The organism is Streptomyces sp. NPDC006516 (assembly GCF_040611875.1).
Classification (GTDB): domain Bacteria; phylum Actinomycetota; class Actinomycetes; order Streptomycetales; family Streptomycetaceae; genus Streptomyces.
The window spans coordinates 62,193-76,731 of the sequence record NZ_JBEXPD010000008.1 but is presented as its reverse complement, the minus strand read 5'-3'; the positions used below and the strand labels follow the sequence as shown (position 1 = coordinate 76,731).

Annotated in this window: 13 protein-coding genes; 9 read left to right on the top strand and 4 right to left on the bottom strand. The window is 71.2% G+C overall.

Annotated elements, in window-relative coordinates; genetic code table 11:
* Positions 1–10: 10 nt before the first annotated feature.
* Entirely contained in the window at positions 11–385 is a 375-nt protein-coding gene (locus tag ABZY45_RS21930) for a MerR family transcriptional regulator (protein ID WP_356742196.1), read from the top strand.
* 65 nt (positions 386–450) lie between these two features.
* Here the strand turns inward: ABZY45_RS21930 and ABZY45_RS21925 are convergent, their stop codons facing one another.
* Complete coding sequence (locus tag ABZY45_RS21925; protein ID WP_356742194.1) at positions 451–3,027, bottom strand: bifunctional FO biosynthesis protein CofGH; 2,577 nt, start codon at positions 3,025–3,027, stop codon at positions 451–453.
* Positions 3,028–3,147: 120 nt separating this feature from the next.
* Between ABZY45_RS21925 and ABZY45_RS21920 the strand changes: the two genes are divergently transcribed.
* A complete protein-coding gene (locus ABZY45_RS21920) occupies positions 3,148–3,870 on the top strand; it encodes an HAD family hydrolase (protein WP_356742518.1) in 723 nt (240 codons plus the stop codon).
* A gap of 33 nt (positions 3,871–3,903) precedes the next feature.
* Here the strand turns inward: ABZY45_RS21920 and ABZY45_RS21915 are convergent, their stop codons facing one another.
* On the bottom strand, positions 3,904–4,644 hold the full coding sequence (locus ABZY45_RS21915; RefSeq protein ID WP_356742192.1) for a FadR/GntR family transcriptional regulator: 741 nt from the start codon (positions 4,642–4,644) through the stop codon (positions 3,904–3,906).
* 245 nt (positions 4,645–4,889) lie between these two features.
* On the opposite strand from ABZY45_RS21915, the gene ABZY45_RS21910 reads away from it, so the two are divergent.
* The 6 genes from ABZY45_RS21910 to ABZY45_RS21885 are packed head-to-tail and all read left to right on the top strand — an operon-like array spanning position 4,890 to position 10,947.
* Positions 4,890–6,251, top strand: coding sequence for an MFS transporter (locus ABZY45_RS21910; RefSeq protein ID WP_356742190.1), 1,362 nt, complete (start codon positions 4,890–4,892; stop codon positions 6,249–6,251).
* Positions 6,251–8,020 (top strand): dihydroxyacetone kinase family protein, encoded by a 1,770-nt coding sequence (locus ABZY45_RS21905; protein WP_356742188.1) that lies wholly within the window; start codon positions 6,251–6,253, stop codon positions 8,018–8,020. Before ABZY45_RS21910 ends, ABZY45_RS21905 begins: the two co-directional genes overlap by 1 nt.
* Complete coding sequence (locus ABZY45_RS21900; protein ID WP_356742187.1) at positions 8,020–8,499, top strand: ribose-5-phosphate isomerase; 480 nt, start codon at positions 8,020–8,022, stop codon at positions 8,497–8,499. The genes ABZY45_RS21905 and ABZY45_RS21900 overlap by 1 nt, the downstream gene beginning before the upstream one ends.
* Positions 8,499–9,296 (top strand): triose-phosphate isomerase family protein, encoded by a 798-nt coding sequence (locus ABZY45_RS21895; RefSeq protein WP_356742185.1) that lies wholly within the window; start codon positions 8,499–8,501, stop codon positions 9,294–9,296. Before ABZY45_RS21900 ends, ABZY45_RS21895 begins: the two co-directional genes overlap by 1 nt.
* Positions 9,281–10,078 (top strand): sugar phosphate isomerase/epimerase family protein, encoded by a 798-nt coding sequence (locus ABZY45_RS21890; protein WP_356742184.1) that lies wholly within the window; start codon positions 9,281–9,283, stop codon positions 10,076–10,078. Before ABZY45_RS21895 ends, ABZY45_RS21890 begins: the two co-directional genes overlap by 16 nt.
* Positions 10,078–10,947 (top strand): phosphogluconate dehydrogenase C-terminal domain-containing protein, encoded by an 870-nt coding sequence (locus tag ABZY45_RS21885; protein ID WP_356742182.1) that lies wholly within the window; start codon positions 10,078–10,080, stop codon positions 10,945–10,947. The genes ABZY45_RS21890 and ABZY45_RS21885 overlap by 1 nt, the downstream gene beginning before the upstream one ends.
* Before the next feature lie 192 nt (positions 10,948–11,139).
* Here the strand turns inward: ABZY45_RS21885 and ABZY45_RS21880 are convergent, their stop codons facing one another.
* Together ABZY45_RS21880 and ABZY45_RS21875 are read right to left on the bottom strand one after the other, a co-directional pair.
* Entirely contained in the window at positions 11,140–12,627 is a 1,488-nt protein-coding gene (locus ABZY45_RS21880) for a penicillin-binding protein 2 (RefSeq protein WP_356742181.1), read from the bottom strand.
* A 135-nt stretch (positions 12,628–12,762) separates the two neighbouring features.
* Positions 12,763–13,608, bottom strand: a complete 846-nt coding sequence (locus ABZY45_RS21875) for an LLM class F420-dependent oxidoreductase (protein WP_356742180.1) — start codon at positions 13,606–13,608, stop codon at positions 12,763–12,765.
* Positions 13,609–13,803: 195 nt separating this feature from the next.
* Here ABZY45_RS21875 and ABZY45_RS21870 point away from each other — a divergent pair, with 195 nt between their 5' ends.
* Positions 13,804–14,535: a siderophore-interacting protein gene (locus ABZY45_RS21870; RefSeq protein ID WP_356742178.1), complete on the top strand. Its 732-nt coding sequence runs from the start codon at positions 13,804–13,806 to the stop codon at positions 14,533–14,535.
* Positions 14,536–14,539 lie beyond the last annotated feature (4 nt).

The following is a 14,539-nucleotide window of genomic DNA, read 5'->3' as shown; positions in this document are numbered from 1 at the left end:
CGAGGCATTCATGCGGATCGGCGAGCTGGCCCGGCGTACGGGCGTGAGCGAACGCTCCCTGCGCTACTACGAGACCCAGGGAATCCTGAAGGCCGACCGTACCCCCGGCGGCCACCGCGACTATCCGGAGGGCGCCGTCGACCGCGTCATCCGGATCCAGGAGTTCTACGCCGCCGGGCTGTGCAGCTCCAAGATCGCCGAGCTGCTGCCCTGCGTACGGGACACGGACGGCGGCCCCTCCGCGATCGCCACCCCGCGCCTGGTCAGCGACCTCACCACGGAGCGCGATCGCATCGACCGGAAGATCGACGAACTGCGCCGCTCCCGGGAGGTACTGGACGACGTGATCGCCACGGCGGCGGGCGGAGCGCAGGACGCCGGCTGAGTGCGCCGCCCTGGTGTTCCCGCCGCGGGACGGGACACCGGGACGGGAACACCAGGGCGCGCCCTTCACCCCTCCAGGACCGGCAGCAGTTCCGGCAGGTGGCCGTCGGACGCCGCGGCGGCCGTGACGCGCTCCTCGGGCACCTCGCCGTACAGCGTCGTACGCGGCTTCGCCGGACGGCCGGCCAGGTCGGCGATGGCGACGAGGTCCTGGATCGAGCGGTACGAGCCGTAACTCGATCCCGCCATACGGGAGATGGTCTCCTCCATCAGCGTGCCGCCGAGGTCGTTCGCGCCTGAGCGCAGCATCTCGGCCGCGCCTTCGGTCCCGAGCTTGACCCAGCTGGTCTGGATGTTGGTGATGTGCGGGTGGAGCAGGAGGCGGGCCATCGCGGTGACGGCCCGGTTGTCCCGGTCGGTGGGACCGGGGCGGGCGATGCCCGCCAGGTAGACCGGGGCGTTGGTGTGGATGAAGGGCAGGGTGACGAACTCCGTGAAGCCGCCGGTCTCCTGCTGGAGGCGGGCCAGCGTCCTGAAGTGCCCGAGCCAGTGGCGGGGCTGGTCGACATGGCCGTACATCATCGTGGAGGAGGAGCGCAGACCCGTCTCGTGCGCCGTCCGGATGACCTCCAGCCAGGTGGCGGTCGGCAGCTTGCCCTTCGTGAGGACCCAGCGCACCTCGTCGTCGAGGATCTCCGCGGCCGTGCCGGGGATCGAGTCGAGCCCGGCCTCCTTGGCGGCGGTCAGCCAGTCGCGGATGGACATGCCGGTGCGGGTGGCGCCGTTGACGACCTCCATCGGCGAGAAGGCGTGGACGTGCATGCCGGGGACCCGCTCCTTCACCGCCCGTGCGATGTCGAAGTAGGCGGTGCCCGGCAGGTCGGGGTGGATGCCTCCCTGCATGCAGACCTCGACCGCGCCGACGTCCCAGGCCTGTGCGGCGCGGTCGGCGACCTGGTCCAGGGAGAGGGTGTAGGCGTCCGCGTCCGTACGCCGCTGGGCGAAGGCGCAGAAGCGGCAGCCGGTGTAGCAGACGTTGGTGAAGTTGATGTTCCTGGTGACGATGTAGGTGACGTCGTCACCGACCACGTCGCGGCGCAGGGTGTCCGCGATCCGGCAGAGCTCGTCCAGCGCCGGACCGTCGGCGTGCAGCAGGGCGAGGGCCTGGTCGTCGGTGAGCTTCGTGGGGTCGTCGGCTGCCTGACTCAGGGCCTGGCGCACGTCGGTGTCGATCCTGGACGGCACCATGCCGGGGGCGGCGGCCTCGCGCAGGGCCTCCCAGTCGCCGTACACCTCGTCGAAGTCGTCGCGCCGGTCGCCCGTGCGGCCCTCGGTGTCGATGGTGCGGTGCAGATCGGTGCGGCCGGAGGCGTTGAAGCCCTCGTCGGGCTCCTGCCAGGGCAGTCCGGACGGGATCGCGCCCTCCTTCGCGAGACCCGTCTCCGGGTCGGCGAGGGCCCGCACGTGCGGGAGGAGGCGAGGGTCGAGCCAGGGCTCGCCGCGCTGGATGAACTCCGGGTAGATGGTCAGGCGTTCGCGCAGCTGGAAGCCGGACTCGGCCGTCCTGGCGGCGAGTTCATCGATGTGCGGCCAGGGGCGTTCGGGGTTCACGTGGTCCGGGGTGAGGGGTGAGACACCGCCCCAGTCGTCGATGCCCGCGCCGATCAGCAGGGCGTACTCGGCGTCGACGAGGTTCGGCGGGGCCTGGATGCGGGCCGACGGGCCGAGGATGTGGCGGGCGACAGCGATCGCGGCGGCCAGTTCCTCCAGTTCGGCGTCCGGCATCCCGCGCATCGCGGTGTCCGGCTTGGCGCGGAAGTTCTGGACGATCACTTCCTGTATGCCGTGGTAGGCACGGGCCGTCTTGCGCAGCTCGAAGAGGGAGTCGGCCCGCTCCTCGTACGACTCGCCGATCCCGATCAGGATGCCGGTGGTGAACGGCACGTTGGACCGGCCCGCGTCCTCCAGCACCCGCAGCCGGACGGCCGGTTCCTTGTCCGGGGACCCGTGGTGCGGGCCGCCCTTCTCGGACCACAGCCGGGTCGCCGTCGTCTCCAGCATCATGCCCATGGACGGGGCGACGGGCTTGAGCCGCTGCAGATCCGTCCACGTCATCACCCCGGGGTTGAGGTGCGGCAGCAGCCCGGTCTCCTCCAGCACCCTGACCGCCATGGCGCGTACGTACGCCAGGGTGTCGTCGTAACCCTCGGCCTCCAGCCACTCCCGCGCCTCGGGCCACCGGTCCTCGGGGCGGTCCCCGAGCGTGAACAGCGCCTCCTTGCAGCCCATTTCCGCACCCTTACGGGCGATGTCGAGCACCTCGTCCGGCGAGAGGAACATCCCGTGGCCCTCCCGGCGGAGCTTCCCGGGCACGGTGACGAAGGTGCAGTAGTGACAGGTGTCGCGGCAGAGCCGGGTCAGCGGGATGAAGACCTTCCGGGAGTACGTGATCACACCCGGCCGGCCGGCGGCTTCCAGGCCCGCGTCCCGGACCCGGGCGGCGGAGGCGGCGAGATCGGTGAGATCCTCCCCGCGCGCCTGGAGCAGGACGGCGGCCTCGGCCACGTCGAGGGCGACACCGTCGCGAGCCCGCCGCAGGGCACGCCGCATGGCGTTGGTCGTGGGGCGCTGAGGAACGGTCATGATCCGAGCATACGAGCGCGGCGCTCCGTCCGGACCAGGGCCTCTGTCCGGCGTAACCGGGCGTTCCCCCCTGGCGCCTTGGCCGTTATGTCCCCCTTGCCCCGTAGGCTCGGAGAGGTGATGGAAACGATCGTCTTCGACATCGGAGAGACCCTCGTCCGCGACGACCGCCTCTGGGCCTCCTGGGCCGACTGGCTCGGGGTCCCGCCGCACACCGTCAGCGCCCTCGTCGGCGCCTCGGTCGTCCAGGGCCGCGACGGCGCCGACGCGTTGCGCGTCCTGCGGCCGGACATGGACGTCATGGAGGCGTACCACGCCCGTGCGGCGGCGGGCCGCGGCGAGCACCTGGACGAGACGGACCTCTATCCCGATGTCCGGCCCGCCCTGGCCGAACTGCGCGCGCTCGGACTGCGGGTCGTCGTCGCGGGCGACCGGTCGGCGCGGGCGGGAGAGCTGCTGCGGGCGCTGGACCTGCCGGCCGACCTGGTCGTCACCTCGCAGGAGTGGGGCGTGGCCAAGCCGGACGCGGAGTTCTTCGCCCGCGTGCTGGAGGTGTCGGGCGCGGCTCCGGAAGCGACGCTCTACGTGGGTGACCACCCGGCGGACGACCTCTTCCCCGCGAAGTCCTCGGGGCTGCGCACGGCGCACATCCGGCGCGGCCCGTACGGCCATTGGTGGGCGGACCACCCCGACGTCGTGGAGACGGCGGACTGGCGCGTCGACGCCCTGACCGAACTGCCGGGGCTGGTGGGCGCGGCCGGACGGCGAAAGACCCCGGCCCCGGCCGCGACGGCGGCCACGGAGGCGGAAACAAAGGCGGAGGCAGAAGCGGCGCGGGGCTGAACGCGGGCCTCCGGCGGCGCCGCCGCCGGGGCGTCAGCTCTCGTCGCCGCGCAGCGAGAGCCTCAGCCGGTCGCTCGCCAGGCGCATGTGTTCGGCCATCGCCGCGTCCGCCCCCTCCGGGTCACCCGCCCGGATCGCGTCAAGCACCGCGCCGTGCTCGTGCAGTGTCCCGCTGACCGTCCCCTCGATGTCGCCCGCCCTCTCCATCCACACCTGGAGCAGCGCCCGGATGGAGTGCAGGATGTCACTGAGCACCGTGTTGCGGGCGATGTTCGCGGTCTCCAGGTGGAAGGCGATGTCGGCGTCGATGAACGCCTTCACGTCCGTCCCCGCCTCCCGCATCCGCTCCAGGTGCTCCTCCAGGCGCCGCACGTCCTCCTCGGACGCCCGGTCCGCGGCCAGTCGCGCCGACATGCCCTCCATGAACGTGCGCACTTCGACGAGGTCCTGCGTACGGCGCTGACCGAGCATCAGGCCCCAGTTGATGGCCCGCGGCAGGAACTCCGAGGTCCCCTCACGGACGTACGAGCCCGAGCCCGGCCTGATTTCGATGATGCCCAGCACGTCCAGCGCCGACAGCGCCCCGCGCACGCTGGAGCGCGCGACGCCGAGCGCGTCGGCGAGCTGGCGTTCGGCGGGCAGCCGCGTACCCGGCTTCAGATTGCCCTCGGACAGATGATCAAGGAGTCGCTTGGCCACCTCGCTGACCGAGGACTCCCGGACGACAGGGCGCAGAAGTGACGTGAAATCGGGCTCTTCGGGCTGCGTGGACACGCTGACCAGTACATCAGACCGGGCGGCGGACGCCCGGAGCGGGCGGACCATAACGCGCTCATCGGTCCAGGAGAAGAGCTCAGGGGAGCGACCTACGTCACTTTGGTAAATTGGTGACCAATTCAGGATCCGGGACTAGCTTGGAGTTGTTCACCGGCTGGAAACGCGAGCTTCAACGGTTCGACTTCGCCTGCCGGAGTAGACACAGAACCGGACAAAGCGGTCCGCAAGCGAGGAGTCTTCCCATGGGCGCCACTGCGCATTCAGCCATCGAGAGATCAGCGATCAGGAAAGTCTCGATCCGGCTCGTCCCCTTCGTGGCCCTGATGTTCTTCGTGAACTACCTGGACCGCACGGCCGTCTCCTTCGCCGAGCCGAACGGCATGGGGCAGGACCTCGCACTCACCGCGGCGCAGTTCGGCTTCGCCTCGGGCGTCTTCTTCATCGGCTACATCATTCTCGAAGTGCCCAGCAACATGGCCCTGCACAAGTTCGGCGCCCGGCGCTGGCTGGCCAGGATCATGGTGAGCTGGGGCATCGTCGCCCTCCTCTTCACCTGGGTGCAGAACAGCGAGCAGCTGTACGCGCTCCGCTTCCTGCTCGGGGTCGCGGAGGCCGGGTTCTTCCCCGGCGCGATCCTCTTCCTCAGCCAGTGGGTGCCCTCCCGGCACCGCACGAAGGTGCTCGGCCTCTTCTACCTGGCGCAGCCGCTGACCACCGTCATCGGCGCCCCGCTGGCCGGCTGGTTCATCAACCAGCACGGGCTGTTCGGGCTCGAGGGCTGGCGCGTGATGTTCCTCGGTGTGTCGATCCCGGCGATCCTGCTGGGCGTCATCGCCTGGTTCTACCTGATCGACAAGCCGGCCGACGCGAAGTGGCTGACCACCGACGAGAAGAACTGGCTGACGACGGAGCTCGCCGCGGAGAACGCGGGCAAGACCGGCGCCGACGAGAAGAGCGCCCACGGCAAGGAGGCCCTGAAGGCCGCCTTCACCAACGGCCGCGTCTGGATCCTCGCGCTCATCTACTTCGGCTTCATCTACGGCCTGTACGCCCTCGCCTTCTTCCTGCCGACGATCATCAACGGTTTCCAGGAGCAGTTCGGCACGACGTTCAGCGTCATGGACAAGGCCCTGATCACGGCCATCCCCTATCTCCCGGCCGCGATCGTCCTCTACTTCTGGTCCCGTCACGCCACCAGGCACGGCGTCCGCACCTGGCACATCGCGGGACCGGCCGTCGTCGGCGGGATCTCCATCCCCCTCGCCCTCTACATGGGCTCACCGGCCGCCACGGTCGCCGTCATCACCGTCACCGCCTGTGCGATCTTCGCCGCGCTGCCGGTCTTCTGGTCCGTCCCCTCCCAGTTCCTGACCGGCGCGGCAGCCGCCGCCGGTATCGCCCTGATCAACACCGCGGGCAACGTGGCCGGCTTCGCCGCCGGATACGTCACCGGCTGGCTGAAGGACTTCAGCGGCGCGTACTACCTGCCGCTGTTCCTCGTCGGGGCCTTCATGCTCATGTCCGCCGCGCTGATGCTGTGGCTCGCCAAGCGGTCCGAGGACCGGGACGCGCACCACGGCCGCCCTCTCGCAGAGGTTCGCTGATGACCCGCCTGTCCAACGACCCCGCCGCCTTCGCCGACGAAGCGCTCGAAGGCTTCGTCGCCGCCCACCCCCGCCGGGTCCGCCAGGTCCCCGGCGGGGTGGTCCGGGCCACCCGCACCGCCCCCGGCCAGGTCGCCGTGGTCGTCGGCGGCGGCTCCGGGCACTACCCGGCCTTCTCCGGACTGGTCGGCCAGGGCCTCGCCCACGGCGCGGCGGTCGGCAACGTCTTCGCCTCGCCCTCGGCCCACCAGGTGCGCCGGGTCGCGCAGGCCGCAGAGGCCGGCGGCGGCGTCCTCCTCGCCTACGGGAACTACGCGGGCGACGTCCTGCACTTCGGCCAGGCGGCCGAGCAGCTGACTGCCGACGGCATACCCGCCCGCACGGTCGGCGTCACGGACGACATGTCCAGTGCCCCGCCCGACGAGGCCCACAAGCGCCGTGGTGTCGCCGGTGACCTGGTCGTCTTCAAGACGGCCGCGGCGGCGGCCGAGGCCGGGCTCCCGCTCGACGAGGTGACCAGGATCGCCGAGCTGGCCAACGCCCGTACGCGCTCCTTCGGTGTCGCCTTCTCCGGCTGCACCCTGCCCGGCGCGGACCACCCGCTGTTCACCGTGCCGGAGGGCCGGATGGCCGTCGGGCTCGGCATCCACGGCGAACCCGGCATGGGCGAGCGGCCCGTGCCGAGCGCCGACGAGGCGGCCGAGCTCCTGGTCTCCACCGTGCTCGGCGAGCTCCCCGACGGCGTCACCTCGCCGGGCGGGCAGCGGGCCGCGGTGATCCTCAACGGCCTCGGCTCGGTGAAGTACGAGGAGCTGTTCGTCGTCTACCGCCGGGTCGCGCGGCTCCTGGACGAGGCCGGTGTCCGGACCGTGGACCCGGAGGTCGGCGAACTGGTCACCAGCTTCGACATGGCGGGCGTCTCGCTCACCCTGTGCTGGCTGACCGACGAGCTGGAACCCCTGTGGACGGCCCCGGCCGACGCCCCCGCCTACCGCAAGGGCACCGTGGACGCCGCGGACCTGATCACGGACGACGCGGCGGCCGGCACCTCCGACGAAGCCGTCGCTCCCGCCACCGGCACCGCCGAGGAAGCCGTCCCTCCCGCCACCGACGCCTCCCGCGAGGCAGCCCGGACGGCCCTCGCCGCCCTGCGTGTCCTCAAGGACACCGTCGACGTCCACGCCGACGAACTCGGCCGGATCGACGCGGTCGCGGGCGACGGCGACCACGGCATCGGCATGCAGCGCGGCTCCACCGGGGCGTACGAGGCGGCCCTGCGCGCCGAGGCGCTGGGCGCGGGAGCCCGGACGCTCCTGCACCGGGCCGCCGATGCCTGGGCGGACCGGGCCGGGGGGACGTCCGGTGCCCTGTGGGGTGTCATCCTCCGCGCGGTCGGCTCCGCGCTCGGCGACACCGAGCGGCCCACGGCACCCATGGTCGCCGCAGGCGTCGCGGAGGCCGCGGCGGGCGTCATGCGCCTCGGGAAGGCGGAGGTCGGCGACAAGACCATGGTCGACGTTCTCGTCCCCTTCTCCTACGCGCTCACGGCCGCCACCGAGGCGGGCCAACCCCTGGCCACCGCATGGGGCACGGCCGCGCACTCCGCTTCCGCCGCCGCCGAGGCCACCGCGGACCTGCTCCCCCGGATGGGCCGCGCCCGCCCGCACGCCGAAAAGAGCCTCGGCACTCCGGACGCCGGAGCCCACTCACTCGCCCTGATCGTCCGCGCCGTGCACGGCGTGTTCGCACCCACTCTGGAGAACCACTGATGTCCGAAAAGCTCCGCATCGTCGTCGGCTCCGACGACGCCGGCTACGCGTACAAGGAAGCCCTCAGGCAGGACCTGGAGGCCAGCGGCCTCGTCGCCACCGTCACCGATGTCGGGGTCGACGCGGACGGGCACACCGCCTACCCCAAGGTCGCCATCGCCGCCGCCGAGATGGTCGCCCGCGGCGAGGCCGACCGCGCCCTGCTGGTCTGCGGCACGGGTCTCGGGGTGGCCATCGCCGCCAACAAGGTCAAGGGCGTCCGGGCCGTCACCGCGCACGACTCCTTCTCCGTCGAGCGCGCCGTCCTCTCCAACAACGCCCAGGTCCTCACCTTCGGCCAGCGCGTCGTCGGCCTGGAACTGGCCCGCCGGCTGGCCTCCGAGTGGCTGACGTACCGCTTCGACGAGGCGTCGGCGTCCGCCGCCAAGGTCGCGCTCATGGACGACTACGAGAACAACCAGCAGGAAGCCGCAGCCTGATGTCCGCCCCGCAGAGCCCCCGGGTCACGATCGGGGTGAGCCTGAAGATGTATTTCGGCCACCACCAGACCCTCAACTGGGCCCGCAGCATCGCCTCCCTCGCCGCCCGGCACCCGGCCCTCACCGGCGGCACGGCCGAGCTGTTCGTGCTGCCCGCCTTCCCCGCGCTCGTCCCGGTCACCGGGATCCTGGCCGGTACCGGTGTACGGACGGGGGCGCAGGATTTGGCGAGCGAGGACTCCGGCCCGTACACCGGCGAGGTCAGCGGCGCCCACCTGCACGAGATCGGCGCCCGCTACGCCGAGGTCGGCCACGCCGAGCGCCGCCGGCTCTTCGGCGAGGGCGACACCGTCGTCGCCGCCAAGACGGCCGCCGCCCTGCGCAACGGGCTGACCCCGGTGCTCTGCGTCGGCGAACTCGACCAGGTCGCCCCGGCGGAGGCCGCCGCCCGTACGGTCGCCGAGGCCGAGCGCGTCCTGGCGACCGCCGCCCACGACGGCCCCCTCGCCCCGGTCGTCCTCGCCTACGAACCGCAGTGGGCCATCGGCGCCCCCCGGCCCGCCTCCCCGGAGCACATCAGCACCGTCTGCGAGGCCCTCACGGCGTGGCTCGCCACCCAGCCTCCGCTGGCCGGCAGCCGCGTGATCTACGGCGGCAGCGCGGGTCCCGGTCTCCTGACCGAGCTGGGCTCCTGCGTCGACGGGCTGTTCCTCGGCCGCTTCGCCCACGACCCGGCAGCGGTGGAACGCATCCTCGACGAGGCACAGGAAGGAGCTCTCGCATGTCCTACGGCCTGAGCACCTACGCCTACTTCTGGCGCATCTCGGACCGGGCCCCCCGCCCGCTCACCCTCGACGAGATGCTCGCGCAGACCCGGGAACTCGGCGGCGAGGTCTTCCAGATCTGCGACTACCCGCTGATCGAGACGTACGACGACGAGCGGCTCGACGCCCTGCGCGCCACGGCGGCCGGGCACGGCATCACGCTGGAGCTCGGCACCAGGGGCGTGGGCACCGAACACCTCGCCGCCTACCTCCGCATCGCGCGGCGCCTGGGGGTCACCCTGGTGCGCTCCATGCTGAACACGGCGGACCACCGGCCGGACGTCGCGGAGGCCACCGCGCTCCTGCGCGAGGCCGTCCCCGCCTACGCCGCGGCGGGCGTCACCCTCGGCCTGGAGACCTACGAACAGGTCTCCACCGACGACCTGCTCGCCGTCGTACGCGGCGTGGACAGCCCGCACCTCGGCGTCGTCCTCGACCCGGGCAACAGCGTCGCCCGGCTGGAGCGCCCGGTGGACGTCGTCGAGGCGACCGCCCCTCACGTGGTGAACATCCACGTCAAGGACTTCTCGTTCTCCCGCCGTGACGGCTGGGTCGGCTTCACCTTCGCCGGCTGCCTCCTTGGCGAGGGCCTGCTCGACCACCGCCACATGATCGACACGGTCGGACCGGACGAGCGGGGCATCAACCAGATCGTGGAGCACTGGCTCCCCTGGCAGGGCGATTTCGAAGAGACCGCCCGCCTGGAGGACCGGTGGACCCGGCACAGCATCAACACCCTTCTGAGGAGCAAGTAATGGCCACCGGATCCAAGACCGTCGCCGTCATCGGGGCCGCAGGCAAGATGGGCCGGCGGGTCTCCGACAACCTGGTCAAGAGCGACTTCACCACCCTCTTCGCCGAGAACTCCCCCAAGGGCCAGGAGCTGGTCCGCGAGCTCGGCCGCGAGCTGACGGACAGCGCCGACGCCGCCGCGCAGGCCGACGTCGTGATCCTCGCCGTCCCGGACGTCGTCCTCGGCACGGTCTCCGAGCAGCTCGTCCCCGTCATGAAGCCCGGCGCGATCCTTCTGACCCTGGACCCGGCCGCCGCCTACGCCGGTCTGCTGACCCGCCGAGCCGACGTGCACAACGCGGTCGCGCACCCCTGCCACCCGTCGGTGTTCCTGGAGCGCACGACGAAGGAGGAGTGGGCGGACACCTTCGGCGGCATCGCCGCCCCGCAGGAGGTCGTCGCCTCCTTCGAGCCCGCGGCCGAGACGGCGGACCCGGGGGCCCAGGAGCTGGCCGAGGCCGTCATCTCCACCATGTACGCCCCGGTCGTCGAGGTGCACTGGGTGACCGTCAAGCAGCTCGCGGTCCTGGAGCCGACCCTCGTCGAGACGATCGCCTGCATGGTCGGCGCCCTGCTGACGGAGGCCCTCCACGAGACGGTCCACACGGTGGGCGTCCCGGAGAAGGCCGCGCGCGCCATGCTGCTCGGCCACACGCAGGTCGCGCTGGCCAACACCCTCAAGGGCTCCAACCCGTTCTCCGACGCGTGCCTGATCGCCATGGACTACGGCCGCGAGTCGATCGTCCGGGACGACTGGAAGAACGTCTTCAAGGACGACGAGCTCGACAAGGTCATCACGCGGATGCTCAAGATCAAGGAGATCAAGCGCTGACCCGGTCCTGACCACCGGTTCCCCGCTCGGTCTCCCGCACGGCCGGCCGGGCCCTCCATCAGGGGTGGAGGGCCCGGCCTTCGCATGCCCTCAACCGTCATAGGGAAGCTGCGGACACCGGAATCGGACATGACGCCCCCCGTTCGGTCCGGCACCTCCCAGCGACCTTGATGCGGGGGGATCGGGGGGCCGTTACTTGCGGAGCAGGACCGCTTCCATGACCTTCTTCGCGATCGGGCCACCCAGCCCGCCGCCCGAGATGTCCGAGCGCGAGATGTCCATCGCCGTCGGGTCGATGAACACGGCGACCGCAACCGACTGCCCGTCGGACTTCTTGCCGTACGAGACGAACCAGCCGTACGGGACTTCCTTGCTGACGTCGTTGCCGCGCTGCGCCGTACCCGTCTTGCCGCCCACCGTCACACCGTCGATCAGGGCGCGCTTCGCGCTGCCCTCCTTGGCGGTGAACTCCATCATCTCCTGGACCTTCTTCGCGGTCTCCTCCGAGACGGCCTGGCTCTTCAGCTCCGGCTCGTGCTTCTCCAGGGTGGACAGGTCCGGGCCGCGCAGTTCGTCGACGATGTACGGCTGCATCAGCTTGCCGTTGTTGGCGAGGGCCGCCGTGACCATCGCCATCTGCATCGGGGTGCTCGTGAGGCTGCCCTGGCCCATGCCGGTGAGGGCGGTGCCCGGCTTGTCCAGCTCGGCCGGGTAAAGGCTCTTCGTGGCGAGCATGTCGCCGAAGGACTCGGAGTAGACGTCCTCGTTGAACCCGAACTTCTCGGCCGTCTCACGCATCCCCTCGTCCCCCACCTCCAGCGCGGCGTCCAGGAAGACGTTGTTGCAGGAGTACTGCATGGCCGTCTTCATCGACGCCTTGCTGCACGTCCCGTCGCCCGCCTCGCTGCTGATCGTGCTCGACGACAGCGGCAGCTTGTACGGGGAGGCCGCCTTGCTCGGCGCGTTCACGTCCGTGACGACGCCGTGCTCCAGGGCGGCGGCGGCCGTCAGGATCTTGAAGGTGGAACCGGGCGGGAAGGTCTCCCGCAGCGGCCGGTTGGCCAGCGGCTTGCTCTTCGCGTCCACCAGGCTCTGGAACTTGTCGCCCTCCTTGAAGGAGTTGCCGGCGAAGACCGAGGGGTCGTACGACGGAGTCGAGACCAGGGCGAGGACCTTGCCGGTCGCCGGGTCGAGGGCGACGACCGCGCCGCGCGCGTCGAGGTCGGTCAGGCCCTTGTAGGCCGCCTCCTGCGCCTTCGAGTCGATGGTGGTGATCACATCGCCCCCGCGCCGCTCCTCACCGGTGAGGATGTCCTTGGCGTGACGGAAGGCGAAACGCTCGTCCTGGCCGCTGAGGATGCTGTCGTACGTCTTCTCCAGGAGGGACATGCCCTGGGCCTGCGAGGCGTAGCCGGTGACGGGGGCGTACATCGCGCCCTGCTTGAACGTGCGCTGGTACTTGAAGTCGGTCCCCTCGACCTCCTTCGACCCCGTGATCGCCTTGCCGTCCACGATGATGTCGCCCCGTGGCGTCGCGAACTGGGTGATCTTGACCCTTCGGTTGTGCTCGTGGGTGGCCAGCTCCTCGCTCTCGGCGAACTGGAGCCAGTTCGCCCTGATCAGCAGGGCCAGCATCAAGAGCCCGCAGAAGATGGCTATGTGCCGCAACGGCCTGTTCATCGTGCTCCCGCTCCCAGGCAGCCGGGCACACACGCACACGGGCCGCACCATCGATGTCCGGAGGTGATAGATGCGATTTTAGCGTCGCCGGTTCCACCGGAAGATCACCCGGGCGAGTTCTCGTTCACAGGTTCCTCACAGGTGCGCCGCGTAGGCGTCCAGCGCGCGCAGCACCTCGGTGTCCCCCGCCGGAGGCAGTTGGAGGACGACCTCCTCGACGCCCAGATCCGCGAAGTACGCCAGCTTGCCCGGGGAGGGCACGACGGCGTACGGCACCACCTGGAGCTGCTCCGGGTCGCGTCCCGCCTCCTCCCAGGCCGCACGCAGCTTCGGCACGGACTCCGACAGGCCGCGCCCGCCGATCGGCAGCCAGCCGTCCGCCTCCCGGGCGATCTGCGCGAAGAGCTTCGGGCCCGCCGCCCCGCCGATCAGGGTGCGGGGGCCACTCACCGGGCCGCGCGGCTTCCGCACCGGCTTGGGGTAGGCGTGGCTGGCCCGCACGGAGCCGAACTCACCCTCGTACGCCGTCGGTTCGTCCGCCCACAGCGCCCGCATCAGGGCGAGCCGTTCGCTGCCGAGCGCGCGCCGGGTCGACCACTCCACACCGTGGTCGGCGGCCTCCTCGACATTCCAGCCGAACCCGATACCGAGCGTGAGACGGCCGCCCGAGAGGTGATCGAGCGTGGCCGCCTGCTTGGCCAGGTCGATGGGGTCGTGCTGGGCGATCAGCGTGATGCCGGTGCCCAGCGCCAGCCGCTCGGTGACGGCCGCGGCCTGCCCCAGCGCGACGAAGGGGTCGAGGGTGCGGCCGTATTCGGGCGGCAGCTCGCCGCCCGCGGGGTAGGGCGTCTCGCGGCTCACCGGGATGTGGGTGTGCTCGGGCAGATACAGCCCGGCGAACCCCCGCTGCTCCAGCTCGCGAGCGAGCCGTACAGGCCTGATCGTCTCGTCGGTGAGGAAGATCGTTGTGGCGATCCGCATGCGAGGCACCTCCGTCGTCGTCCGGTACGGCTCCACGGTATGCGGTCGCCCCGGCCGGCGAACCCACTCCGCCCGCCCGATCCCGGTTCGCCCGGCCGATTCCCGTGCGGCCGCAACTCCCGTTCACACACTGCGGGAAGAGCAAAAGTTAGGCTAACCTAACTTTTCTTGGTCCCGCGTCACAGGAGGACGGTCATGGCTCACGGCTGGGAGGGCGCTGTCCTCAGACTCTTCCGAGGGCGGGACTTCACGTTCACCGTCACCGGCGCCGAGCAGGTGACCGAGGGCTTCCGGCGGATACGGGTGACCGACGGCGGCCTGCTCGCGGCCACGGGAGGCGCCCATCCGACCATGTGGGTCAGGCTCTGGTTCGAGCGGAACGGCAAGCCGCACCAGCGCGGATACACGCTCGTCGACCCCGACCCGGCCACCGGGACGTTCGCGCTGGAGTTCGCCCTGCACGACGGGACGGCCAGCGACTGGGCCCGCGCCGCCCGGCCGGGCGACACGATCGACGCGACCCTGCAAGGCAGCCGCTTCACCCTGCCCGAGCCACGGCCCGCGCGGCTCTTCGTGATCGGCGACGCCGCCTCCCTGCCGGCGGTCAACTCGCTGCTGGACGCACTCGCGGGCATCCCTGCGACGATCTGGTTCGAGACCACCCGCACCCCGGCGCACGAGCTGCCGCTCCGCCTCGACCAGGAGCACCACACCCTGCACGCGGTCCCGCGCCGCGACGCCGGGGCGCACCTGGTCTCCGAGGTGAAGGCGGCACTGCCCGGGCTGATCGGCACGGACGCGTCGGACGCGTACGTCTGGATCGCCTGTGACACGGCGACGACCCGGGCCCTGGCCTCGTACGCCCGCAAGGAGCTGGCGGTTCCCAGGGACCGGGTCGACGCGCTGGGTTACTGGCGCGCCGGCTGAGCGG

Excerpts from the sequence above, each read along its gene's own strand:
- ABZY45_RS21885 (WP_356742182.1), top strand. The coding sequence starts at position 10,078 with ATGGCCACCGGATCCAAGACCGTCGCCGTCATCGGGGCCGCAGGCAAG.
- ABZY45_RS21920 (WP_356742518.1), top strand. The coding sequence starts at position 3,148 with ATGGAAACGATCGTCTTCGACATCGGAGAGACCCTCGTCCGCGACGAC.
- ABZY45_RS21900 (WP_356742187.1), top strand. The coding sequence starts at position 8,020 with ATGTCCGAAAAGCTCCGCATCGTCGTCGGCTCCGACGACGCCGGCTAC.
- ABZY45_RS21930 (WP_356742196.1), top strand. The coding sequence starts at position 11 with ATGCGGATCGGCGAGCTGGCCCGGCGTACGGGCGTGAGCGAACGCTCC.
- ABZY45_RS21890 (WP_356742184.1), top strand. The coding sequence starts at position 9,281 with ATGTCCTACGGCCTGAGCACCTACGCCTACTTCTGGCGCATCTCGGAC.
- ABZY45_RS21910 (WP_356742190.1), top strand. The coding sequence starts at position 4,890 with ATGGGCGCCACTGCGCATTCAGCCATCGAGAGATCAGCGATCAGGAAA.
- ABZY45_RS21870 (WP_356742178.1), top strand. The coding sequence starts at position 13,804 with ATGGCTCACGGCTGGGAGGGCGCTGTCCTCAGACTCTTCCGAGGGCGG.
- ABZY45_RS21880 (WP_356742181.1), bottom strand. The coding sequence starts at position 12,627 with ATGAACAGGCCGTTGCGGCACATAGCCATCTTCTGCGGGCTCTTGATG.
- ABZY45_RS21895 (WP_356742185.1), top strand. The coding sequence starts at position 8,499 with ATGTCCGCCCCGCAGAGCCCCCGGGTCACGATCGGGGTGAGCCTGAAG.
- ABZY45_RS21925 (WP_356742194.1), bottom strand. The coding sequence starts at position 3,027 with ATGACCGTTCCTCAGCGCCCCACGACCAACGCCATGCGGCGTGCCCTG.
- ABZY45_RS21875 (WP_356742180.1), bottom strand. The coding sequence starts at position 13,608 with ATGCGGATCGCCACAACGATCTTCCTCACCGACGAGACGATCAGGCCT.
- ABZY45_RS21905 (WP_356742188.1), top strand. The coding sequence starts at position 6,251 with ATGACCCGCCTGTCCAACGACCCCGCCGCCTTCGCCGACGAAGCGCTC.